Source organism: Rhodococcus mengyinensis (assembly GCF_048381435.1).
GTDB classification, from domain to species: Bacteria; Actinomycetota; Actinomycetes; order Mycobacteriales; family Mycobacteriaceae; genus Rhodococcus_F; species Rhodococcus_F opacus_D.
Map to the genome: position 1 here is coordinate 100,677 of NZ_JBLWIT010000138.1, position 21,360 is coordinate 122,036.

A 21,360-nucleotide genomic window follows, 5' to 3' on the forward strand; every position below is an offset into this window, starting at 1 on the left:
ATCCATCCCCGGCGCGGGTGACCGGCAACCGAACGCGGGCACACTGCGAGCCCCGCGCCTCGATACGAATCGTGGGGCGTGCCGCCGTGGCAGCGCGTCGACTGCGACCAGTTGAGGGCGAGGTGATGTCGACCGGAGTCTTCACGAGCACTGGTTTCACCCCGTCCCGGGTGCGGATGCAGACATGTTCTGCGCGGTCAGACGGACCCGGTCGGCTTGGCCGACAGTCGATCCGGTTCGAACTGAGCATCGATCGAGGACAAGATGAAAGCCACCGGGGTGCTCCCCGTGGTAGCTCGAATCCGTCATGGCCTCCCGGACCGGTTCTTCGCCGACACCACCTCCGCGCTCTCCGTCGGCACGAAGAAGTCGGATGCCGAGGCTGTAGCTTTGGGTGCCTCACGCGCTCCCGGCACGGTTGAGCAAATAGGTCTGCGGAGGTAATCGTTTGATGGGATTGCCTCGGCCCTGAACGCCCCGTACAGTTATTGCACTGCAACACAATCCGATCGTCTCCGTGAGAGGATGCGCTCCAGCTGGAATACGCGTCACCTGACCGAGGTCGAGAAGATTACGCTCGATGAGACGGCGCGCCCTTCCACCAGCCGCGAACCGCCGGGTCCCCGCGACACACTACTGGGAGGCCAAGGGCTTCGTACTGGTAGGCGAGACGAAGTCCCTCCAGATTTCAGAGCATCCACTCAAGATCGACGAATCGGCATGGCCGCAATGCCGATTAGTCGACGCTGGAGTGTTGCTGCATCGCAGCTAGCGGGCAGCCGGGGCTACATGCGGCGCGACTTCAGTGTTTGAACCGGCAGCCTTACAAGATAGGGACTCGTGTCCGCGGCCCGAATCGGCAAGCGAACCTCCGGCAAACTATCTTCTCGATCGAACTAGAGGCGCTCCTCGCTACTTAAGCGAGGTTGCAATCTCGCATGCGTCCGAGCGGATCCCGCCACCGGGTGAGATCTTGGCCGCCTGCGCGAACAGATGGTAGAGAACGTCACCCGCCATGTGCGAGAACGACTCGCGCTCGTCGATGAGCTCTCGGGCGTCACGGCTCACCGACCCACCAGCCACAACCACGGATAATTGACAGCTAGTAACTTCCAAACATTTAGGTATGTTTTTTACTTTCCTTCACATCTTTCAACTTTATGAAAAAGACTGCTCTTGCACTGTCTGTCAATTACGTGATTGACTGAGTGTCGTACATCACTCTGAAGGGATGCGTCATGCCATCAGCCCTCGTTGAAGCAACGCGAGAGACCAAAGAGACTTCGAGATCGACGCGGGCACCCGCGTTGGTGTCCGTGCACGGTCTGACAAAGTCATTCGGACGCCCAGGCAACGAGATTCACGTCCTCCGCAACGTCGACCTCGAGGTGGCCGATGGCGAACTGCTCGTACTCCTCGGCCCCAGCGGCTGCGGAAAGACCACCCTGCTGCGCTCACTTGTGGGACTCGAGCGCCCCGATTCAGGCCGCATCCACATTGGCGGCTCCTGCGTACTCGACACTGCGCGTGGCGTGTTCGTGCAGCCGAATCGCCGCGACGTCGGCATGGTCTTTCAGAACTACGCCCTATGGCCCCACATGAAGGTTCGCAAGAACGTCGCCTACCCGCTTCAGTCGCGAGGCCATAGCGCAGCACTCAAGGGTGGGCGTGTCGAGGAAGTCCTTGACATCGTGCAATGCGGCCACCTCGCAGACCGGTACCCACCAGAGCTCAGTGGCGGCCAGCAGCAGCGCGTCTCGCTTGCGCGTGCTCTGGCTCCGCGACCCACGCTGCTGCTTCTCGACGAGCCTCTCAGCAATCTCGACGCTCTCCTGCGCGTCGAACTGCGTGCGCAACTCCGGCTTCTTCACCGCGAATTGGGCTTCACAGCCGTCCACGTCACGCACGACCAGGAGGAAGCCATCGCGCTGGGCACCCGGGTCGCCGTCATGAACGCGGGCCGAATCGAGCAGGTCGGCGATCCGATCGAGGTGTATCGCGCTCCCGCGACCGAGTACGTCGCCGACTTCCTCGGCGCCAGGAATCGACTCGAGCTTCAGGCAGAGGATTCCGGAGTCGCCCTTGCCGGACAACGAGTTGCCGGCGTGGCCCGCGACGATCTTCGCGGTTCCTTTGCCCTCCGGCTGCGCGACGAGCACCTGTTGGTGCGGCCCACAGCGGACGACACCCCATCTTCCGCGTCGCATTCCATTACGGACACCGCGACGGCCTGGCTCTCCGATGGACACATCGTTGAACTATTGCCAGGGATCGAGACCAGTGAGTGCGTCGTCGAGATCGGTGACCTCCGACTGTTCGCCCGGATCCCGACAGGGGCGATGGACCTACGACCGGGCCAGTCGGTAGAGGTCGGATTCGCGATCGACAAAGCCCGCTGCTACAGCCAGGACCATGGCCGGCTCGTTCCCGACTGGGCCGACCGGACGGATCGCACCCACCAGGTCGCCGGAGTGTCGTCATGACCACTGACGTTGCCACCCGCGATGCCACAACAGACGACGTCGTCATCGACCAGACGCCGGCACCGGGAAGAGGGGCGTCCCCGATCGCGTTCGCGCGTCGATTCAAACGTCAACTACCGTGGCTTGCCCTCACCGTCCTGGTCGGCGGTTTGGTCCTGCTGCCAGTCGTCCCGCTGCAACAAAAGGCCTTCGCCGACGGCGCGGCCGGCCTGCGCGGCGTACTCGAGCTCGACGGAGTCGGCAAGATGTTCGCCACGACGCTCGTCCTCGGCGTCGGATCCTTGATCGTCGCGTTGATCGTGGGCACTGGCCTGGCGCTGTGCATGCACGCAACATCGCCGCGAACACGAAAGTACCTGGCGTTCATGCCAGTTCTGCCGATGATCATTCCTGGCGTCGCTCATGTCGTCGGATTCGTGTTTCTCTTCTCCCCGGAGAACGGGTACGTGAACACCCTGCTGCGCGCCACACCCTTTTTCGACGGCGACGCCGGCCCGATCAACGTCTACAGCGAGTTCTGGATCATCGTCTACACCGGCATTCACCTAGCAGCGTTCGTATACCTGTTCGTGTACGCCGGCTTGCGCAACTTGGGTGGTGACTACGCCCTGGCGGCCCGTGTCAACGGCGCCGGGCCACTGCGCATCCTCCTTACCGTGACGCTTCCCCTGCTGCGACCGGTGTTCGTCTACGCCGGCGTCGTGTGCTTCCTCCTCGCACTCGGTCAGTTCACCGGCCCCCTCATCCTGGGCCGTCGTGAGGGGCTCGACGTGATCACGGTGCGCATGTTCGAGCTATCCGCGCAGTACCCGATCGATTACTCGGTCGTCGCCGCGCTCGGCACACCCCTCATGGTCCTCGCCCTCGTCATGGTGATGGTGCAACGGGGCCTGATCGGCAAACAGGACCGGTTCGTCGGAACCGTGAGCGCAGCATCGCCAGCGAGCACCAGCCGATGGGGAAACATCGGCGCCACGTTGGTGGTGCTGCTCTTCACAGTCTTGTCAGCGCTGGCGCCGCTGGTGGCACTTGCATTCGTGGCGCTCTCGCCGTTCTGGAGCGGGTCGGTTTCCTTCGATGCGCTGACGACTCAAAACTTCTCCTCGGTGTTCCAGGACAGGGTGTTCGTCGAGTCCATCTTCAACAGCACGTTCGCCTCCGTCACCGCCGTCGCAATCGTCCTCCCACTCGGCACCTTGATCGCCCTCGGGATCTATAACCGAGACCGTCTCTGGCGCCCACTGTCAGTGATCCTCGACGTCCTCGCCAACATCCCACTCACAATGCCCGGAGCACTGCTCGGCTTCGGCTTCCTCTTCGCCTACTCCAATCCGTCGATCGGGCTCTACGCCACCAAAACAGGACTCATCCTCGCCTACGTCACGATCATGGTGCCGTATGCAGTGCGCTACCAACTCGCCACGCTCGTAGCGCTCGGCCGCACGACCGTCGAGTCTTCGCGGGTCAGCGGTGCCGGTCCCCTCCGAACGTTCATCCGCGTCATCTTGCCGCTCGGGCGCGCCGGAATGGCCTCGTCGGCGGCCATCATGTTCGTCCTCTTGATCCACGAGTTCGGCGTCTCGCTGCTCATCCGTTCCGCCGAAGTCAACGTGATGTCCGTGGCCCTGTTCGAACAATACGACGCAGGGGGCTACCCGCAAGTCGCGGTCATCGCGATTGCGATGACCGCCATCACCGCAATCGGCGTCTTCTTGGCCCTGCTGTTCGGAGGTAGCCGTGCTCTCGAGAAGCTGTGATAGGCAGAAGGACCAGAACATGAGACACCTGACCAAGTGCGTCGCCGTGTTGGCGGCCGCGCTCTCGACCACCTTGCTCGCTGCCTGCGTCCCGGCAGCCGGGTTCTTCGGCGACGGCGGGCGAACGGTCCACGTCTACAGCGTGGCGGCACCCTCGCAGAACAAAAGGCTCGAAGACGCCTTCAACGCCTCCCACCCCGATATCACCCTCGAAATCACCAGGGGTGCATCGGACTTGGTCCCCAAGGTCGACGCAGAGATCGCAACCGGTGCGGACGGCGCCGACATCTTCATCATGTCCGGCGATTCCTGGTTCCTGCGCAACAAGGACAACCTGGCCCCCGTGACCGCTGATGCCGCCAAAACCTACCCGGACTGGGGAGTCGACGGCCACGCGCCGATCGTGTCCTACTCACCGTTCAGCATGATCTTGTGGAACACCGACGCCTTTCCTGACGGCTTCGAAACCTGGGACGATCTGCTCGCGCCAGAGGTCAGGAATCGGCTGGGCGTGCGAGACACGATGAGCGCTGTGCTCGCTTCCTATCTGCAGTACCTTCAGGACAAGAACGGTCCCAATTATCTGCCTGAGTTGGCGGAGCAGAATCCGAAGTTCTACCCCTCGCTCATCCCGATGGCGCAGGCTGTGGCCTCCGGCGAGATCGGCGTCGCCTACACCGCCAGCCCTGCCGTCGTGCACGACCTCGAGAGCAGAGGAGCGCCGATCGACTCTGTGCTCATCAAGGACGGCTGGGCATCTCCGTTCATTGCCGGCATCCTCAAAAAGTCTCCACGCCAGGACGATGCCCAGATCGTAATGGACTACCTTCTCTCACCTGCAGGCCAGGAGGTATTCAACGGAAGTGGCGACGCTGGCAGTCCGATCGAGGGACTCGACGGCACGATCGACACCACACAGATGCGAGTCCTCTCCGAGAAGGACACCCCTCCCAAAGTGATCGCGGAGTGGGCCGTCCGGCTGCGTGAGATCTTCAACCGCGGCTAAACCCGCGCGTCTCCCCGCCGGACGCCTCGCCACAAAGGCTCCGCTCGACCCACGATCGTCCACCGTCAGTCGCGTTCTGAGGTGGCAACTGAGATAGGTGCCGTCTCGAGCTCAGTCGGTAGGGGCCCCTTTGTGCGATGTAGGCATGGGGTGGGCCTGTGGACTGAAGCAGGGTGTATGGGTCGTGCACTCAGTCCCGTGGCAGTGTGACATCGTCATCGCCGAACTCGGGCTTGGTCGCAAGCTCGCGGGCGTCGGGCACGCCAGCCGTCGAAATCTCCATGCAACGCCAGATGCGTCGGAGTCTCAGCATGCAAGGTCGGCGGTTGGCAGGTGCCCTAATCGGTCACAACCGACAGCAGCGATATCCTTGAGAAGACGTCATCGAGAAGTGAGCGAAAGGTCGATCCTCCCTTACTGGTCGTGCCGTCGGGACCAGTGCACAGGAACGACAGCGGCGTCGTGAATAGACCATGTGATGGGCACAGGTGATCCGCTCGACACAGAGTCGTAGTCGACTCCCCCGGTCGCCGAGCTGAGGGCGACCGGGTTCGATGATGCCCGGGAAATTGGGCGCGGCGGTTTTGGTGTTGTCTAGCGCTGCGTCCAGACCCCATTAGATCGCACGGTGGCGGTGAAGGTTCTCCTCGTCGAGCTCGACGAGGAGAATCGGGAGCGATTCTTCCGGGAACAACGGGCGATGGGCCGTCTGACCGGGCACCCGAACATCGTCACCGTCCTGCAGGTCGGTGCCACCAACAGCGGCCTTTCCTACATCGTGATGCCATACCATCAGCAGGATTCTCTCGACGTCCGGATCCGCGACCACGGTCCGCTGCCGTTGCCTGAGGCGTTGCGGCTTGGTGTGAAGGTGGCCGGCGCGGTGGAGACAGCACACCGACTCGACATTCTCCATCGCGACATCAAACCGGCGAACATCTTGCTCACTGATTACGGAGAGCCGGCACGGCCCTGGCCGAAGAGGCCCTTTCCACACCGGAGGGCGAGGGGCTGGAGCAGGGTGCTCTACGGCAGCGGTGCCATCCTGGCGTCGAACCGCGGATGCTTGTCTCGCATGTGGAACGACGATCAGACCACAGTTCTGAGGAACGAGTATCGACGCATCCTGTTCGAGTTGCTGACGCAAGCCAAGCAGCACGGCCGCATCCGCGAGGACGCCACCGACGCCGACCTGGACCTGATCTTCTGGTCCGTGCGCGGCGTCGTCGCAACGACACGCGGCGTCACCGACACCGGCTGGCGCCGAATCCTCGCGGTAATGATCGCGGGATTGCGGCCCGGCGCGGACAACCTCGACGCGGCGCCGATGAGCGTCCAGGACGGCGCACAGATCATGGATAATTTGTGGCCTCGGGTTCGGCGGGTGGCGAGGGGTCACTACCCCGTCAGGTATTCCTCGTCGGTGACGTGTTCGAGCCAGGTCGTGGTGGTGGCCGGGTCGTCGGCATTGTCGAGCATGGCGAGGTGTTCCATGAACGAGTCGGCGCTTGCTCCGTGCCAATGATGTTCGTTCGGTGGGCAGTAGAGGGTTTGACCGGCGTGTGCTTCGACCTTCTGGCCGCCACGGGACTGTACCCAGGCAGTTCCTTGGGTGATGTGCAGGGTCTGACCGTGGGCGTGCGAGTGCCACGCGGTGCGGGCGCCGGGTGCGAAACGCACTTTCGCCACTACCATTCGCTGACCGGGTTGTCGGGGAAAGGCGATGCGGTCGAGCCAGACGTCACCGGTGAATTGCTCGGGCGGGTTCTTCGTCGTCGGAGTGTGGGGATCAATCTGCATTGCTGTACTCCTCAGGGTTCGGGGATTTCGAGGCCGAATGTCTCGCGGGTGATGTCGTCCGGTTCCGGGCCGCCGCGCACACCGGTGTCGAGAGCGTCGATCGCGGCGAGTTGATCGGCGGTGAGCTCGAAGTCGAAGACGTTGAAGTTTTCGGTGATCCGGGACGGGGTGACCGATTTCGGGATCACCTGGCGGCCCTGCTGCAGGTGCCATCTCAGCATCGTCTGCGCCGGTGTCTTGCCGTGTGCCGCTGCGATGTTCCCGAGGGTGGGATCGTCGAGTGTGGAGCCGTGCGAGCCGTCGCGGTAGAAAGTGATGCCACCGATCGGGGACCATGCCTGGGACACGATCCCGTGTTCGGCGTTGGCCGTGAGCACGTCGGATTGACGGAAGTACGGGTGTACCTCGATTTGGTTGACCGCCGGCACCACCGATGTCTCGTCCCGCAGTCGCGTGAGGTGGTCGGACATGAAGTTGCTGACACCGATGGCGCGGACGCGGCCGTCCGCGAGCAGCGTCTCGAGCGCCTTGTAGGCCTCGACGGTGAGGGTGAACTCGCCAGGGAGAGCCTGGTGCAGTATCAGCAGGTCGATCTGATCGATTCCGAGTTTGCGGGCGCTCTTGTCGAAGGCGTGCAGCGTCGCGTCGTAGCCGTAGTCGGTGATCCAGACCTTGGTCTCGATGAAGATGTCCGAGCGGTCGATACCCGAACGGCGTATGGCTTCGCCGACCTCGCGTTCGTTCTGATAAGCAGCGGCGGTGTCGATGTGCCGGTATCCGGTCTCCAATGCCGCCTCGACCGCTGCAACGGTGTCATCGGGCGGCGTCTGGTACACACCGAAACCCAGTGCCGGCATCGTGATTTCGTTGTTCAACGTCAATACGGGGATCGTCATGTTTCAACCTTAGATTCGGTCGGCGTGGGCTGGGAGTGCCTGTCGGACCAGGTACCGGCAGTACCTGGTCCGACCAGCGGATGTCATGCGACGGGCCGGTGTCGTGCAGCGGGCACGATCACCGTGAGGACGACGACCAGCGCGAGGGCGAGCAGTACGGTGCCGCCGGTGAGCGCGGCGCCGACGTGCTCGGTCACCGCTGCTGGTCCGTCGAGGTTGGCGCCTGCGTCGGCCGCGAGTGCGACGAGGACGCCCAACCCGAGTGCCATTCCGAGTTGGTGCGCCGTGTTGACCAGTCCGGATGCCGCGCCGGCGTCCGCCGAATCGACACCGGCGATTCCTGCGTTCGTCAGCGGCCCGAACGCCAGGCCTTGCCCGGCGCCCACCAGGACCATCGGCAGTGCAACGTCTACGAGATACGTATCGAGTGGGTCGATGCGACTCAGCCATGCCATGCCGGCCAGAGTCAGCGCCGTCCCGGTAGCGAGGAGTGTCCCGTTCGAGAGCCGGGCGCTCAGCCGGGGAACCATGAGCGCGACGACGAAGTTGACGAGGGTCATCGGCAGGAAGCCGAGTCCTGCTTGCAGTGGGGAGAAGCTGAACCCGTCCTGGAGCAGTTGGGTGGTGAAGTAGAAGAACCCGATCATCGCCCCGAGGTACAGCAGTCGAGCGGTATAGGCGCCGCTGCGTTCGCGACTGCGGAACAACCGCAGCGGCAGGATCGGCTGCTGCACCCGGCCCTCGTGAACGACCAACCCGATCAGCAGGACGGCCCCGAGTGCCAGCGCGGCCTGTACCCGTGCCGATCCCCAACCGGCCTCGGCGGATTCGATGATCCCGAAGATCACGGCACCCATGCCGAGTGTCGCACCGAGAGCACCGATTACGTCGAACCGTCCGGTTCGTCGTGGGGTTTCCGTGAGCACGGTGCTGGACCAGACGATCAAGGCGACCGCGATCGGGACGTTGACCAGGAACGCCGCTCGCCAGGAGATCCATTCGGTGAGCGCGCCTCCGACCAGAAGGCCGAGGCTGGCGCCGATACCGGCTGTTGCTGCGTACCAGGCAACGGCCTTGTTGCGGGCCTCGCCGTCGAAATAGGTCGTGATCAACGCCAACGAGGTCGGTGCGACGATCGCCGCACCGATTCCCTGCACGGCGCGGGCGGCGATCATCCACCATCCCGCGGATGCGGTACCGAAGATCGCGAGACCGATCCTGAACAGTCGGCGCCGCCCCACGATGTCCCCCGCGCGGGCAGCCAACAGGAGCAGACCACCGAAGACGAGGGTATAAGCGTCCTGAACCCACGACAGCGCCGCCGGTGACAGGTCGAGCCCGGATCGGATGCTCGGCAATCCGGTGAAGATCACCGAGTTGTCCAGCAACACCATGAAATAGCTTGCCAGGATGATCCCCAGAATCGCGGCCGGGGTGGCCGTGGCCCGACCGGAAACAGCGGTGGTCACGGCCGGACCGCGACCTTGAGCGCATCGCGGGCATCCATCGCGGCGTAGCCCTCCGGCGTCTGGCCGAGACCGACGGTGCGGTCGAACACCTTCCCCGGCTGGACAGTGCCGTCCAGGACTGCCGGAAGCAGCTGCTCGATGTAGGCGCGCACCGGCGCCGGACCACCGGCCAGCGTGACGTTCGGCCCGAACAGGCTCCCGAACCCGACAGGCGCGTCCTCGTACTGGGGCACCCCCACCCGACTGATCACTCCACCCGCGCGGACGACGCCCACCGCCTGGTCGTAGGCCGGCCGGTGACCGACCGCCTCGAGGACGACCGGGCTGCCCAGTCCGCCGGTCAGCTCACGAACCTTCGCGATCCCCTCCTCGCCACGCTCGGCAACCACATCGGTCGCACCGAACTCGCGACCGAGATCGGTCCGCCCCTGGTGCCGCCCCATCAACACGATCTGCTCGGCACCGAGCAGGCGAGCCGACAGCACGGCCAACAATCCCACCGCCCCGTCACCGATCACGGTCACGACACTGCCCGCGCCGACGCCGCCGCGGACCGCGGCATGCCAGCCGGTGCCGTACACATCCGACAACGTCAGCACGGAGTTGAGCAGCGCATCGTCGGCGTCCTCGCCCACCGGCACCTTCACCAGCGTGCCGTCGGCCAGCGGCACCCGGACCGCCTCGGCCTGACCACCCGCCGTACCCAGCGAGGCGTCATTCCAGAACCCGCCACGCACGCACGACGTCTGCAGACCCGCAGCGCAGAACACGCACGTGCCACACGAGACCGCGAACGGTGCGATGACGAAGTCGCCGACCCGCAACGTCCTCACATCCGAACCGATCGCTTCGACGACACCGATGAACTCGTGGCCCATCGATCTGCCCGCAGGATCGACGTCCATGGAGTGATAGGGATGCAGGTCGCTGCCACACACGCAGGCCCGCACGATCCGTACCAGGGCGTCGGTGGACGACTGGATGGTGTGATCAGGAACATCGATGACGCGGACATCGCCCGCGCCGAACATGTACGTCGCTTTCATGCCACCCAGTCGACCTCCATTCGGCCCGCCCGGGGAGTCACGGACGTTCCGGGTACTGCCAGTACCTCCCACAACCGGCGGCCACTGCCTACCGTGGACTCATGAGTTCGACCGACCTGCGCACCGAAATCCGCGAGTTCCTCAGCACACGGCGCGCACGCATCACCCCGGAGCAGAGCGGACTACCCGTGTACGGCGGCAACCGCCGTGTCAAAGGCCTGCGCCGCGAAGAGGTCGCCATGCTCGCCGGTGTCTCGGTCGACTACTACGTCCGCATGGAACGCGGCAACCTCGCCGGCGCCTCCGACAGCGTCCTCGACGCCCTCGTCGTCGCCCTGCAACTCGACGACGCCGAACGCGACCACCTCTTCGCCCTCGCCCGGCAAGCACAGGCAAGCACCACCCGCCGCCCCCGCACTCCGCCGGTGACCGTCCGCCCGGCAATCCAGCAAGTACTCGATGCCATCACGGACGCACCGGCCTGGGTCCGCAACGGCCGCCACGACATCATCGCGATGAACGACCTCGCGCGCGCCCTCTACTCCCCTGTGCTCGCCGACCCCCGCCGCCCCGCCAACACCACCCGATTCGTCTACCTCCACCCCCAGGCAGCCGAAGAATTCTTCGTCGACTACGACACCATCGCCAGGGACGCCGCCGCCATGCTCCGACTCGAAGCTGGCCGAAACCCGCACGACAAGGCGCTCATCGCGCTGGTCGGGGAACTGTCCACCCAAAGCGAACTCTTCCGCCAACGTTGGGCGTCACAGGACGTCCGATTCCACCGCAGCGGCCGAAAACGCCTGCGCCACCCCGCCGTCGGCCAACTCGACCTCGACTTCGAAGCACTCGAACTGCCCTCCGAACCCGGCCTACACCTCAACATCTACACCGCAGCCGCCGGCACACCCACCGCCGACGCCCTCAAACTCCTCGCCTCCTGGGCCGCCAGCCAGGATCAACTCGGCACCGAACACGACGCTCCCAGCAGACCACATTGACTCCCGCGCACAGGCGATCCGTGAGCCGCCACCCTTGCGACAACGGCAGCGGCACAAAGGATCATGACCAGATTCAAGAGAGTCCGAGTTGGAGGCCGGCGTGCCGGTTGGTGTCTTTGTAGAGCAGATAGCGGAAGCGACTCGGCCCGCCCGCGTAGCACGCCTGAGGGCAGAAGGCCCGCAACCATAGGAAGTCGCCCGCTTGCACCTCGACCCAATCCTTGTTGAGCAGATACACCGCCTTGCCCTCGAGGATGTACAGGCCGTGTTCCATGACATGCGTCTCGGGGAACGGAATCGCACCTCCCGGTTCGAAGGACACGATGTTGACATGCATGTCGTGGCGGATGTCGGTCGGATCGACGAACCGCTGGGTCTTCCATGCCCCATTCGTGTCGGGCATCTCGGCACCCTCGATATCCTGCTCCCGGGTCACGAAGGACTCGGGTATCTCGATGCCGTCGACCTGCTGATAGGTCTTGCGGATCCAGTGGAACGTCGCGGTGGCCGGACCGTGGTTGTGCAGGGTCCACCGGGCGCCGGGAGCGAGGAAGGCGTAGCCGCCCGCATCCAGCACATGCTCGACCCCGTCGAGTGTGAGAGTGAGCGCACCGTCGACAACGAACACGACCGCCTCGGCGCCCGGATCGGCATCGGGACGGTCACTACCGCCACCAGGCGAGACCTCGACGATGTACTGCGAGAAGGTCTCCGCGAATCCGGACAAAGGCCGCGCCAGCACCCACGCCCTGGTCCCGCTCCAGTGCGGCAGCAGACTGGCGGTGATATCGCTCATCGTGCGACGCGGCAGGACCGCGTAGGACTCCGTGAAGACCGCGCGGTCGGTGGTCAGGTCGGTTTGCGGCGGCAGGCCGCCTCGCGGAACGAAGTAGTTCATGCTTTCCTCATCGGGTTGTCGGGACAGCGGCGGTGGCGAGCCACCGGTGATGTCGATCTTCCGCCTGTGGATCCCACACGAGAATATTCGTGGGGAGAGTGTCGGCGGCAGCCGAGTCCGGGCCCTCAGATCCGCCGCATCACCGATACCACCTTGCCCAGGACAACTGCGTCGTCACCGTCGATCACGGCATACGCGGGATTACGGGGCTCGAGGAAGACGTGGCCATCGCGGCGCCGGAGCACCTTCACCGTGGCCTCGCCATCAATCATCGCGGCAACGATCTCGCCGGAATGGGCTTCGTCCTGGCGGCGCACCACAACGACGTCGCCATCGCAGATCGCGGCGTCGATCATCGACTCACCGCGCACCCGCAGCCCGAACACGGTGCCGGAGCCGACGAGTTCGCGAGGGAGCGTCAGCATCTCATCGGCGTGCTCCTCCGCGAGGATCGGTGCGCCGGCTGCGATGTCGCCGACCACCGGTACCGTCACATTGTTTTCGGACGAGCGACCTTGCTTCCCCTCGGAGAGGAACGGGCGCACGTCCAATTGCCGAGCCATGGCCGTGCCCCTTCGGAGAAAGCCCTTTTCCTCGAGGCTCTTCAGATGCTTGGACACCGACGACGCGGAGCGCAGGCCCACCGCGTCCCCGATCTGTCGGGTGCTCGGCGTGCATCCGTGTGCAGCCACCCAGTCCCGGATCGCTGCCAGAATCCGCTGCTGGCGGGATGGCAGGGTGGAGGCATCGAGGCCACCGAACATGTCGAGATCGTCGTAATCGGTCACCGAAGAATCGTAGGGGTTCACGACAGCCCCCTCGAGCACGGCGTACGCGCGCGACCAGAAGCGGAGCCTGTCCCGTTCCACCTCACGGAAATGTCGACCTCAGTCGATGCGCCACCACCCGGAACCACAGTTGAGGGTGATCTTCCCCATGGACTTGAATCTCACTGCCCACGGCTCGACGCCTCTACGCAACGTCGAGCCGCGCCCGATATCGACTCTCGCACAACGGGAACCGTCAAATTAATGCCGCAATGCACCGCACCGCACCGCGCTCACTCGGGCCGCTGGCATCCCGACGCGCGAGCACTGTTGGCTCACCGCAAGGCCAGACATACGAGCAGGTGACGGTCCCGTAGCCGCCGGCCCGGTGTTCTCTCGCCGATCGCCGACCTTCACGGGATGGTGAGCGCCGGCACTGCCAGAGGGTCGGTGGGAGCCGGCGCGCGGCGGTTGGCCCCGACGAGGTCCCACGCGGTCTGCCGTGGCGCCACGCCGTCCAGTTTCCATTGCCCGAGCAGCAACGCGACCTTGGCCAGCATCTCGGTACGCAGCCGCAGGAACGAGTCCTCCGGGTCGGTGCCGACCTGACTCAGTAGTACCCACCAGGCCCAGGCGACTGCTCCGGCATTGGCAACGAAATCTGGGACCACCGGAATGCCCCGGCCGGTGAGCACCGCCTCGGCCCGCGGGGTCGTCGCGGCATTCGCCGCTTCGATCACGACTTTCGCTGCGACCTGGTCGACGTTATCCGCCGTGATCGCATACGAGATCGCGGCCGGGACGAGGATGTCTGCCGCAGTGGCGATCACAGCCGTGCTCGGCAACCGCTGAACATGCGAGGGGACGCGGGAGCGGTCGATCTCGCCGTAGCAGTCCCGCAGGTCGAGCAGCGCGGGAACGTCCAGGCCGTCGGGACAGTACAGCGTGCCGAAGGCGTCGGCGACAGCAGTCACGCGCATACCGGCCTCGTACAGATACCAGGCCGCGCCGCCCCCCATGGTGCCGATGCCCTGGATTGCCACCGTCGTGTCGGCCGGAACCCAGCCATATGCGTTCACCGTGCCGATGCAGGCCTGCGCGACTCCGTAACCGCCGATCACATCGCCCAGCAGAAAACCGCTGGGCACCGGGGCGTTCAACGCGGCCCGTACCCGGCGCAGAGTCCTCTGCGGATCTTCCGCACGGCTGATCGCCGCATGGTAGGACTGCTGAAGGCCGAGCCGCGCGAAGACGTCGTCGAGCAGATGCTGCGGTACCCCCAGATCCTCCGCGGTCACCCAGTGCGCGGCCAGCCACGGGCGCATCGCCTGACAGAACCGCTCCAGAACACCGACGGCGCGGGGGTCCTTCGGGTCGAAGTCGATGCCACCTTTCGCGCCGCCGACCGGCAGGCCGAAAACCGCGGTCTTGGCAGCCATGCCTCGGGCCAGATCCTCCACCTCCGACATCGTGCAGCCTGCCCGCATTCGGGTGCCCCCGGTTGCCAGGTCGGACACCAACGTGTGCACGACGAGGTAACCACGAGCACCGGTGACCGGATCAGACCACGTCACACGTAACAGGGGCTCACCGCCGCGCACGGTCGCCACATCGACCCGATGTTGCGTCGCAGTGTTCTCACGGTAGTCAGACTCTCGGTGCTCGGGGGTGCGCCCGAACCCGCATTCCGTTGTCGTGGTCACCTCGAGTTACCCCAATCGTCCTCAGAAAATCTTCGCCTCCACGACCACTCAGCCGATGACGCCAGAGTGCGCGCGCTGGTGACCAGGCGTCCAGTTAAGAATCTTGAAGGATTGAGTTCACGCTTTCTACACAGCGCAACGCGTGGTCCGGTTGGACGGTTCGGAATGGATGCATAGGCTGGCGGCATGGAGCTGTCATTGCGCCGGTTGCGGATGCTTCGGGAGTTGCATCGCCGAGGCACCGTGACTGCCGCGGCGCTGGCCTTGCACTACACCACATCCGCGGTATCCCAACAGCTCACCCAGCTCGAACGCGACGTCGGCGCAAAGCTATTCGAGCGGCGCGGTCGGCGGGTGCAGCTCACCGAGATCGGCCTGCTCCTCGCCGAGCACGCTGAGGAGATCATTCGATCGGTGGAGCGCGCGACGACTGCCCTCGAACAAACGCAGGACGGGGTCACCGCCCGCTTGACCGTCGGCGTGTGGGCGTCCGTCGCGTCGAGCCTGGTGCCGAGTGCGCTGACGTTGCTGGCCGCCGAACATCCCGGCATCGAGGTGCGAACGAGGGAGCTCGCGCCGGAGGACACCGCAGTCGCGGTACGGGACGGGTCGCTGGACTTCTCGTTCGTGATCGACTACTCCGACTACCCGATGCAGTGGGACCCGGAGTTGACCAGGGTGGTGATCGCGGTGGAGCGACTGCACGCAGCGCTGCCTCCAGGAACGGTTTCCGCCAGAACCATGGCGCTGGCGGATCTCGCCGAGCATCCCTGGATCCTTGCGGGACCCACGTCGCATTTCGGCCGCGCGGTGCGCTTGGCCTGTCAGCGTTGCGGATTCGAACCCAGGATCAACCATGAGGTCGGCGAGCAGGCTACGGCACTCGCGATGGTTGCCGCGGGCCTGGGAGTCACCCTTGTCTCCGATCTCGGACTGACGCTGCGCCCGCCGGGAATGGACGTCGTCGCGCTCACCGAACCACTCATGCGGACCATTTCCATCGCCCATCGGGGGACGGAAGCGCACCGACCGCCGCTGCAACTGGTGATCGACGCAGTGCGTGCCGCGGCGGCCGCACGGGGGCTCGCGGCGCGGTCGCCGTACCCGTAAGCGCGTTCACCCCCCGCAGGACGGAACGTCAGACGTGTGGGCTCATGGTTTCGAGCATGTAGTCGAGTTCGGCGATGGTGCGGTGGGGTGGGAGTGTGAGGATCGGCATCTCGGCGCCTGCGGTGTACCAGTGCTGGAGTTGGTCGCGAGCGGTGTCCGGTGTGCCCCAGACGGTGAGCTCGTCGAGCAGAACAAGGGCTTCGGGCGGCACGTCGGTGGTGTCGTGGGTCGGGTTGCCGGCGAGCACGGCCTCGACCTGGTCGCGGTATCCGCGTTCGCTCAGCGAGCGGCGGTAGAGCGAGCCCATTCTGGTGAGGTAGAACGCGACCCACCAGGACGCGATCTCGCGGGCGGTTGCGTGATCGGCCGCGATGGCGGTCGGGACGGCCGGGCACACCGAGGAGCGTGTGGTGCGACCGGATCAGGCGCCCGCCTCCTGGCGGCATGTCGATTCCGCAGGGCAGCCACGACCGAGGGGCTAGGACGGGCATCCAGCCGTCGGCCACTTCGCCGGCGAGTTGGATGGATTTGTTGCCGAGTCCGGCGAGGTAGATCGGCAGGCCGGTGCGCGCGGCGACACCCAGCCGCAGGGGCCGTGGTTCAGCCGGCATTCGGGCTGGCTCGCAGAAGGGAGTTGGTGATGCCGTTCATCGACGTCGAGGTCGTCGAGGAAATCGGCAGCGGACATCGGGCTATCGGCGGCACTGCGCTGCACACCGCCGAGGTGAAGGCACTCGCTGCGGGGCAGCCGGTCGGCTAGCGATGCGCGAGATACGGGATTTCGAATTGGATGAGGCGCGATGTTCGACGTGATCGTGGTGGGCGCCCGGTGCGCAGGCGCGTCGTTGGCGATGCTTCTGGCACGCGGCGGGCACCGTGTCGCGGTGGTCGATCGAGCGTCGTTTCCCAGCGACACCATGTCCACCCACTTCCTGCGGCAACGTGCCGCGTTCCGACTGCGGGCCGGGGATTGCTCGATCGGTTGCACGCCCGCGGCTGAACACCGATCGAGCAGATCACCTTCGACGTCGGCGCGGTGCATTCCCTTGCGCGTGCGCACCAGGCGTACTACCGGTGCCACCGCGTGCGCGGCGTTCCGTGTGGTGGTTACCCTCGCAGGATGACTGCAACTCCGGATTCCACGGTGGGCACGAACACAGCGGTGGCCGGCCTCGAAAGCACCTTTGCCGACGAGCTGGGCGCCCTGACGGTGCCGTGGCAGGGTGCCCACGCGCCGGACCCCACGTTGCTCGTGCTCAACGAGCAGCTTGCGGCGTCGCTGGGGTTGGATGTCAAGACGCTGCGAAGCGAGGACGGAGTCGGCGTGCTGTCCGGATCGACGGCGCCGGCCGGGGCCAAGCCGGTGGCGATGGCGTATGCGGGCCATCAGTTCGGCGGATACGCACCGCTCCTCGGGGATGGCCGGGCGTTGCTGCTCGGCGAGCTGACCAGCAGTGATGGGCAGCGGGTGGATCTGCACCTCAAGGGCTCGGGGCGCACGCCGTTCTCCCGGGGCGGCGACGGGTTCGCGGTAATCGGCCCGATGCTGCGCGAATACCTGGTCAGCGAGGCCATGTACGCCCTCGGCATCCCCACCACGCGCGCGCTGTCGGTGGTCGCGACGGGCCAGCACGTTCATCGATACGGCGCCGAGCCCGGGGCCGTGCTCGCACGGGTCGCGGCCAGTCACCTGCGGGTGGGCACCTTCGAATACGCGGTGCGGCAGGGTGAGGTGTTGCAGCCGCTCGCCGACTACGCGATCGCCCGCCACTACCCGGAGCTGACCGAACCGGCGCCGGGGCGTGACGGCAATCGCTACCTGACGTTCTTCGAGGCGGTGGTGGAGGCGCAGGCGTCACTGGTGGCGAAATGGATGCTCACCGGTTTCGTGCACGGGGTGATGAACACCGACAACACGACCATTTCGGGCGAGACCATCGACTACGGTCCGTGCGCATTCCTCGACGCGTTCGACCCGGCCGCAGTGTTCAGTTCGATCGACCACGGCGGCCGGTATGCGTTCGGCAACCAGCCCGTTGTCCTGAAGTGGAACCTGGCGCGCCTCGCGGAAACGCTACTGACGCTGTTCGATTCCACGCCGGATGACGCGATTACCGCGGTGTCGGCAGTCCTCGAGACCTTCGACGACCGTTACGACGGCCACTACGCGGCCGGGATGGCGGCAAAGCTCGGTTTGGCCGGCGAACTCGTCGATCGAGCGCTGGTCGACGACCTGCTGCCGCTGCTGGAGGAACACGGTGCCGACTGGACGGGCACCTTCCGTGCTCTCGCGGACGAACTACGCGGACATTCGACGCCTCTCGACGGCCTCGTGCCGCGCGAGCACATCGGGCCATGGTTGGAACGCTGGCGCGACGCCCTGACGAAACATGGGCACGGCGCAGCGGAGACCGCCGACGCGATGGACTGCGTCAACCCGCTGTACATCCCGCGGAATCATCAGCTCGATGCTGCGTTGCGCGCCGCGACCGACGGGGAGCTCGCTCCGTTCGAAAAGCTACTGGACGTCGTCACGCATCCGTTCGACCGCCGCGACGAGTGGTCCGACTACACCACACCCGCCCCACCGTCATTCAGCAAGTCCTTCCAAACCTTCTGCGGCACTTAACTTCCAGGACGGAGTTGCACGCCGACGTTCGTGTCGAGGAAACTTCTCGCCGACGAATCGTCGCCGGAACGACTTCGGCTGGTGTCGCCGCGACGGGATGCCGCCGTGCGCAGTTCGCGGCCGGCCGATCGACTTCGGCGACGAGCAAGAAGGAGCGCTACACGGGGCCGTAACGCCGTCAAACGCTATTTCAATCTGGCCGAAGCCGAATGCGATTGCCCGAGACGTCGAACCCGTCAGCTGGCGGGATCGTAGTGGAACGCGCGCACCTCCTGCGCGCACCGGCAGGCAACCGCGATCTTCGCAGCCCATTCCAGTGCCGCCTCGCGGGAGGGCAACTCCAGTACCGCGTAGCCGCCTGCGAGCTGCTTCGTCTGCGGGTACGTACCCTCGGTCACCGTGCCATCCCCATCGACCAGGACAGGCGGAACGCTCTCGTCGATTCCACCGCCGAACACCCAGACGCCGGCGTCCTTCGCCTCCTCCACCACCGCGTGCGACGCATCCGACACTGCCTGTAGTTCCTCGTCGGGAAGGACCATGGCACCACTTGGGAAAGAGATCAGGTACTTCGTCATCGCGTCGACTCCTTCGTCTCACGTCAGATCGGAACCCATCCTCGCCGACACGGGCCGGCGCGCACAAGATTCGCCCGCCCTCCTCCAAACGGTCGGAACAGGCCGTCTCCACCACCGCGCTCACCGCGGGCATCAAGCACTTGACCGCTTCTCCCACTTCATCGGCGGCAGCCACCTCGACCGTGGTCGTCTGCCCTGGCTCCGGCGCGGCTCGCCACCCTGTTCGAATAACTCGCCGACACTCCCCAGCATCCGACACTGAGCTGCGCGGCCCTCCCCTTCCCGCGATGGATGGTGGCCCGACAGAGAAGATGGTCAGGAAATGTCGCCGTGGGATGTCGAGAACCCGCGCGTCGCTTCGTCCCCGGAGTGAACACGGCCAGAATGGGCCGTACCGCACCAAGGAGAACACGATGGCCAAGTACCTGCTGCTCAAGCACTACCCGTCCGTAGCGTTTCGCCACTGACGCCCACATCCGCGGCCACCGCCGCGTACGTGCGTTTGCCGTCGGCCGCGCGATACAACGCGACCGCGTCTTTCCGGAATTCCTCCGTGTACAGAGACTGGCGTCCCACCTCGACATCCCTCCTGGCTCTCCTAGAACCATTGTCCGGGGTGTCCACTCAAAGGGTGCAGCCTCAGCACCACATTCTGGCCGGGGATGGGCATGTGGACTGTGCCCTGACCGGGAAACGTGGGCTGGTTTCCCAGCGCGGGGGTGACGTGGCAACGCATGCCAGACCCCCGGTGACATCACCGGGGCGCGTCCCCTTCACACCGGTGACCAGCACCGCGGGCCCTGCACGGCATCAGGTGAGATCCCGCGGTGATCGTTCGAGACTGTTGAGCTCATCGAGGACCTGGTCGACGGCGTTGGTCGGGATGCGAAAGTCGTTGCCCTCCGAAGCCCGCAGTCTGCCGCGTACGTAGGCAAGCGTGGCGGGTTCACGCTCGACGTCTGCTGCGGTGCGGTCGCTCACGGTTTCATCCTGCCCTGAATAGGCGGTGATCAACAGCGCGCATCCCCTACTCGCCGCAACGAAAGCAACGATGTAAGATCATGGTGCAAACGTAGCAAGGAGCGCACATGTCGACCCACCGACCGACCTCCCCCAGGCGACACCACAAGCTCGCCGGCTCCCGCTCGCGCCGAGACACCGCGACCGGCCGCTACACGCGTGCCGGCGACCGCCCACACCCCGCTCCGTCGCCGGACGAACGGCGTTTGTCGGATCTGTCGACCTCCGAACTGATCGACGTCGTCGCCTCCGAACTCGCCGCCCGCCCCGAGATGCACCTGGTCCGCAACCAGGTCACCGCGCTGCTGGCGATGGCACCGACCCTGACCGACCGCACCCAGGCCGCCCGGATCGGCGCCGACCTCGTCGACGACGCCATCGCCCAAGCCGAGATCGAGCAAGCCGCCCGCCGGCACATCCTCGACCACGCGATGCTCACCGCCGGCCAGGTCGCCGCCGTCCTACGCCGGCCCGCAGCCGATCGCACCGTCGCCTCGAGGCTTCGCACCACCGGCAAGGTCGTGGCCCTGCCCGTCGGCAACAGCTACCGGTACCCGGCATTCCAGTTCGACGAGGCCACCGCCTCGGTCCGCGACACCGTCGCCGCGATCAACACCACGCTCGGCGCCGACGCCGACCCGTGGGGTGTGGCGTCGTGGTGGCTGACCCCCTCCACCCGCCTACCCGAGGGGCAGACCCCCGCCGACCTCGCCGCCGACCCGGACCCCGCAGCCGGTCGGGAACTCGAGCGGCTCGCCGCCGCGGTGCTGCCCGACTGATGCCGAACATCGAACCACCGGCCGCAGGGTTACTCCGGCCGGCACACCGCACCGTGCTCACCGCCGGAACCATGGTGTGGCGGGTGCACAGCAGCCACCGCGCCCCACACGCCCCCAACCCCACCGCGCAACCGGACGAACTCGCCGGCGGCAGGTTCGACTCCCTCGACGGCAGCTACGCCTACCTCTACATCGCCGACAGCCCCGACGGTGCGATCGCCGAAACCATCTGCCGGGACCTCCCCTTGGACCCCACCATCGCCCGGATCGTGCCTGCCTCCGCCGTGATCGGCCGCACCCTGACCGCCCTCACCGTCACCCGCACCCTCACCGTCGCCGCACTCCACGGCCCACACCTCTCGTCGGTCGGACAGGACCTCTGGCTCACCAAATGCGAAGCCCGGCACTACGTCACCAC

Annotated in this window: 18 protein-coding genes and 3 pseudogenes; 10 read left to right on the forward strand and 11 right to left on the reverse strand. The window is 65.6% G+C overall.

Features of this window, described 5'->3' with window-relative positions:
* Positions 1 to 1,316: 1,316 nt before the first annotated feature.
* From ACNJ7E_RS34970 to ACNJ7E_RS34985, 4 genes and pseudogenes are all read left to right on the forward strand, one after another.
* Complete coding sequence (locus tag ACNJ7E_RS34970) at positions 1,317 to 2,483, forward strand: ABC transporter ATP-binding protein (protein ID WP_418342049.1); 1,167 nt, start codon at positions 1,317 to 1,319, stop codon at positions 2,481 to 2,483.
* Entirely contained in the window at positions 2,480 to 4,240 is a 1,761-nt protein-coding gene (locus tag ACNJ7E_RS34975) for an ABC transporter permease (protein WP_182624954.1), read from the forward strand. The genes ACNJ7E_RS34970 and ACNJ7E_RS34975 overlap by 4 nt, the downstream gene beginning before the upstream one ends.
* Positions 4,221 to 5,246, forward strand: coding sequence for an ABC transporter substrate-binding protein (locus ACNJ7E_RS34980; protein WP_418342050.1), 1,026 nt, complete (start codon positions 4,221 to 4,223; stop codon positions 5,244 to 5,246). The genes ACNJ7E_RS34975 and ACNJ7E_RS34980 overlap by 20 nt, the downstream gene beginning before the upstream one ends.
* A 535-nt stretch (positions 5,247 to 5,781) precedes the next feature.
* A pseudogene (locus tag ACNJ7E_RS34985) lies at positions 5,782 to 6,210 on the forward strand (serine/threonine-protein kinase); the annotation flags it as partial.
* A gap of 434 nt (positions 6,211 to 6,644) precedes the next feature.
* Here ACNJ7E_RS34985 and ACNJ7E_RS34990 read toward each other — a convergent pair.
* From ACNJ7E_RS34990 to ACNJ7E_RS35005, 4 genes are all read right to left on the reverse strand, one after another.
* Positions 6,645 to 7,046, reverse strand: coding sequence for a (R)-mandelonitrile lyase (locus tag ACNJ7E_RS34990; RefSeq protein WP_418342051.1), 402 nt, complete (start codon positions 7,044 to 7,046; stop codon positions 6,645 to 6,647).
* Positions 7,047 to 7,057: 11 nt separating this feature from the next.
* Positions 7,058 to 7,942 carry an aldo/keto reductase gene (locus tag ACNJ7E_RS34995; RefSeq protein WP_418342052.1) on the reverse strand — a complete coding sequence of 295 codons (885 nt, stop codon included), beginning with the start codon at positions 7,940 to 7,942 and terminating at the stop codon, positions 7,058 to 7,060.
* An 83-nt stretch (positions 7,943 to 8,025) separates the two neighbouring features.
* The gene (locus ACNJ7E_RS35000) at positions 8,026 to 9,411 is read right to left on the reverse strand and encodes an MFS transporter (RefSeq protein ID WP_418342053.1); all 1,386 of its coding nucleotides are present in this window, start codon (positions 9,409 to 9,411) and stop codon (positions 8,026 to 8,028) included.
* Positions 9,408 to 10,457: an alcohol dehydrogenase catalytic domain-containing protein gene (locus tag ACNJ7E_RS35005; RefSeq protein WP_418342054.1), complete on the reverse strand. Its 1,050-nt coding sequence runs from the start codon at positions 10,455 to 10,457 to the stop codon at positions 9,408 to 9,410. The genes ACNJ7E_RS35000 and ACNJ7E_RS35005 overlap by 4 nt, the downstream gene beginning before the upstream one ends.
* Before the next feature lie 101 nt (positions 10,458 to 10,558).
* On the opposite strand from ACNJ7E_RS35005, the gene ACNJ7E_RS35010 reads away from it, so the two are divergent.
* On the forward strand, positions 10,559 to 11,458 hold the full coding sequence (locus ACNJ7E_RS35010; protein ID WP_283335323.1) for a helix-turn-helix transcriptional regulator: 900 nt from the start codon (positions 10,559 to 10,561) through the stop codon (positions 11,456 to 11,458).
* A 73-nt stretch (positions 11,459 to 11,531) separates the two neighbouring features.
* On the opposite strand, the gene ACNJ7E_RS35015 is transcribed toward ACNJ7E_RS35010, so the two are convergent.
* The 3 genes from ACNJ7E_RS35015 to ACNJ7E_RS35025 form a co-directional block, all read right to left on the reverse strand.
* Positions 11,532 to 12,356, reverse strand: coding sequence for a bifunctional allantoicase/(S)-ureidoglycine aminohydrolase (locus ACNJ7E_RS35015; protein ID WP_418342055.1), 825 nt, complete (start codon positions 12,354 to 12,356; stop codon positions 11,532 to 11,534).
* A 125-nt stretch (positions 12,357 to 12,481) separates the two neighbouring features.
* Positions 12,482 to 13,144 (reverse strand): transcriptional repressor LexA, encoded by a 663-nt coding sequence (gene lexA / locus ACNJ7E_RS35020; RefSeq protein WP_280780272.1) that lies wholly within the window; start codon positions 13,142 to 13,144, stop codon positions 12,482 to 12,484.
* A 392-nt stretch (positions 13,145 to 13,536) separates the two neighbouring features.
* Positions 13,537 to 14,826, reverse strand: coding sequence for a glutamate dehydrogenase (locus ACNJ7E_RS35025; protein WP_280780271.1), 1,290 nt, complete (start codon positions 14,824 to 14,826; stop codon positions 13,537 to 13,539).
* Between the two features lie 186 nt (positions 14,827 to 15,012).
* Here ACNJ7E_RS35025 and ACNJ7E_RS35030 point away from each other — a divergent pair, with 186 nt between their 5' ends.
* A complete protein-coding gene (locus tag ACNJ7E_RS35030) occupies positions 15,013 to 15,936 on the forward strand; it encodes a LysR family transcriptional regulator (protein WP_105420183.1) in 924 nt (307 codons plus the stop codon).
* Between the two features lie 28 nt (positions 15,937 to 15,964).
* Here the strand turns inward: ACNJ7E_RS35030 and ACNJ7E_RS35035 are convergent, their stop codons facing one another.
* Positions 15,965 to 16,333, reverse strand: coding sequence for an LLM class oxidoreductase (locus ACNJ7E_RS35035; protein WP_418342056.1), 369 nt, complete (start codon positions 16,331 to 16,333; stop codon positions 15,965 to 15,967).
* 403 nt (positions 16,334 to 16,736) lie between these two features.
* On the opposite strand from ACNJ7E_RS35035, the pseudogene ACNJ7E_RS35040 reads away from it, so the two are divergent.
* Both ACNJ7E_RS35040 and ACNJ7E_RS35045 read left to right on the forward strand, forming a co-directional pair.
* A pseudogene (locus ACNJ7E_RS35040) lies at positions 16,737 to 16,933 on the forward strand (FAD-dependent monooxygenase); the annotation flags it as partial.
* Between the two features lie 123 nt (positions 16,934 to 17,056).
* Positions 17,057 to 18,565 (forward strand): protein adenylyltransferase SelO, encoded by a 1,509-nt coding sequence (locus tag ACNJ7E_RS35045; RefSeq protein WP_489686852.1) that lies wholly within the window; start codon positions 17,057 to 17,059, stop codon positions 18,563 to 18,565.
* Positions 18,566 to 18,801: 236 nt separating this feature from the next.
* On the opposite strand, the gene ACNJ7E_RS35050 is transcribed toward ACNJ7E_RS35045, so the two are convergent.
* The 3 genes and pseudogenes from ACNJ7E_RS35050 to ACNJ7E_RS35060 form a co-directional block, all read right to left on the reverse strand.
* Complete coding sequence (locus tag ACNJ7E_RS35050; protein ID WP_280780268.1) at positions 18,802 to 19,143, reverse strand: YciI family protein; 342 nt, start codon at positions 19,141 to 19,143, stop codon at positions 18,802 to 18,804.
* Between the two features lie 444 nt (positions 19,144 to 19,587).
* A pseudogene (locus ACNJ7E_RS35055) lies at positions 19,588 to 19,719 on the reverse strand (transposase); the annotation flags it as partial.
* Between the two features lie 234 nt (positions 19,720 to 19,953).
* Positions 19,954 to 20,124: a hypothetical protein gene (locus ACNJ7E_RS35060; RefSeq protein ID WP_418342058.1), complete on the reverse strand. Its 171-nt coding sequence runs from the start codon at positions 20,122 to 20,124 to the stop codon at positions 19,954 to 19,956.
* A 107-nt stretch (positions 20,125 to 20,231) separates the two neighbouring features.
* Between ACNJ7E_RS35060 and ACNJ7E_RS35065 the strand changes: the two genes are divergently transcribed.
* Positions 20,232 to 20,942 (forward strand): hypothetical protein, encoded by a 711-nt coding sequence (locus ACNJ7E_RS35065; RefSeq protein ID WP_418342059.1) that lies wholly within the window; start codon positions 20,232 to 20,234, stop codon positions 20,940 to 20,942.
* Positions 20,942 to 21,360 (forward strand): RES family NAD+ phosphorylase (locus tag ACNJ7E_RS35070; RefSeq protein ID WP_418338944.1); only part of this gene is annotated, 419 nt, incomplete at its 3' end. The genes ACNJ7E_RS35065 and ACNJ7E_RS35070, both read left to right, overlap by 1 nt.

Coding starts and splice junctions, on each gene's coding strand:
- ACNJ7E_RS35005 (WP_418342054.1), bottom strand. CDS start 10,457: ATGAAAGCGACGTACATGTTCGGCGCGGGCGATGTCCGCGTCATCGAT.
- ACNJ7E_RS34990 (WP_418342051.1), bottom strand. CDS start 7,046: ATGCAGATTGATCCCCACACTCCGACGACGAAGAACCCGCCCGAGCAA.
- ACNJ7E_RS34975 (WP_182624954.1), top strand. CDS start 2,480: ATGACCACTGACGTTGCCACCCGCGATGCCACAACAGACGACGTCGTC.
- ACNJ7E_RS34995 (WP_418342052.1), bottom strand. CDS start 7,942: ATGACGATCCCCGTATTGACGTTGAACAACGAAATCACGATGCCGGCA.
- ACNJ7E_RS35045 (WP_489686852.1), top strand. CDS start 17,057: ATGACTGCAACTCCGGATTCCACGGTGGGCACGAACACAGCGGTGGCC.
- ACNJ7E_RS35015 (WP_418342055.1), bottom strand. CDS start 12,356: ATGAACTACTTCGTTCCGCGAGGCGGCCTGCCGCCGCAAACCGACCTG.
- ACNJ7E_RS35065 (WP_418342059.1), top strand. CDS start 20,232: ATGTCGACCCACCGACCGACCTCCCCCAGGCGACACCACAAGCTCGCC.
- ACNJ7E_RS35030 (WP_105420183.1), top strand. CDS start 15,013: ATGGAGCTGTCATTGCGCCGGTTGCGGATGCTTCGGGAGTTGCATCGC.
- ACNJ7E_RS35050 (WP_280780268.1), bottom strand. CDS start 19,143: ATGACGAAGTACCTGATCTCTTTCCCAAGTGGTGCCATGGTCCTTCCC.
- ACNJ7E_RS35010 (WP_283335323.1), top strand. CDS start 10,559: ATGAGTTCGACCGACCTGCGCACCGAAATCCGCGAGTTCCTCAGCACA.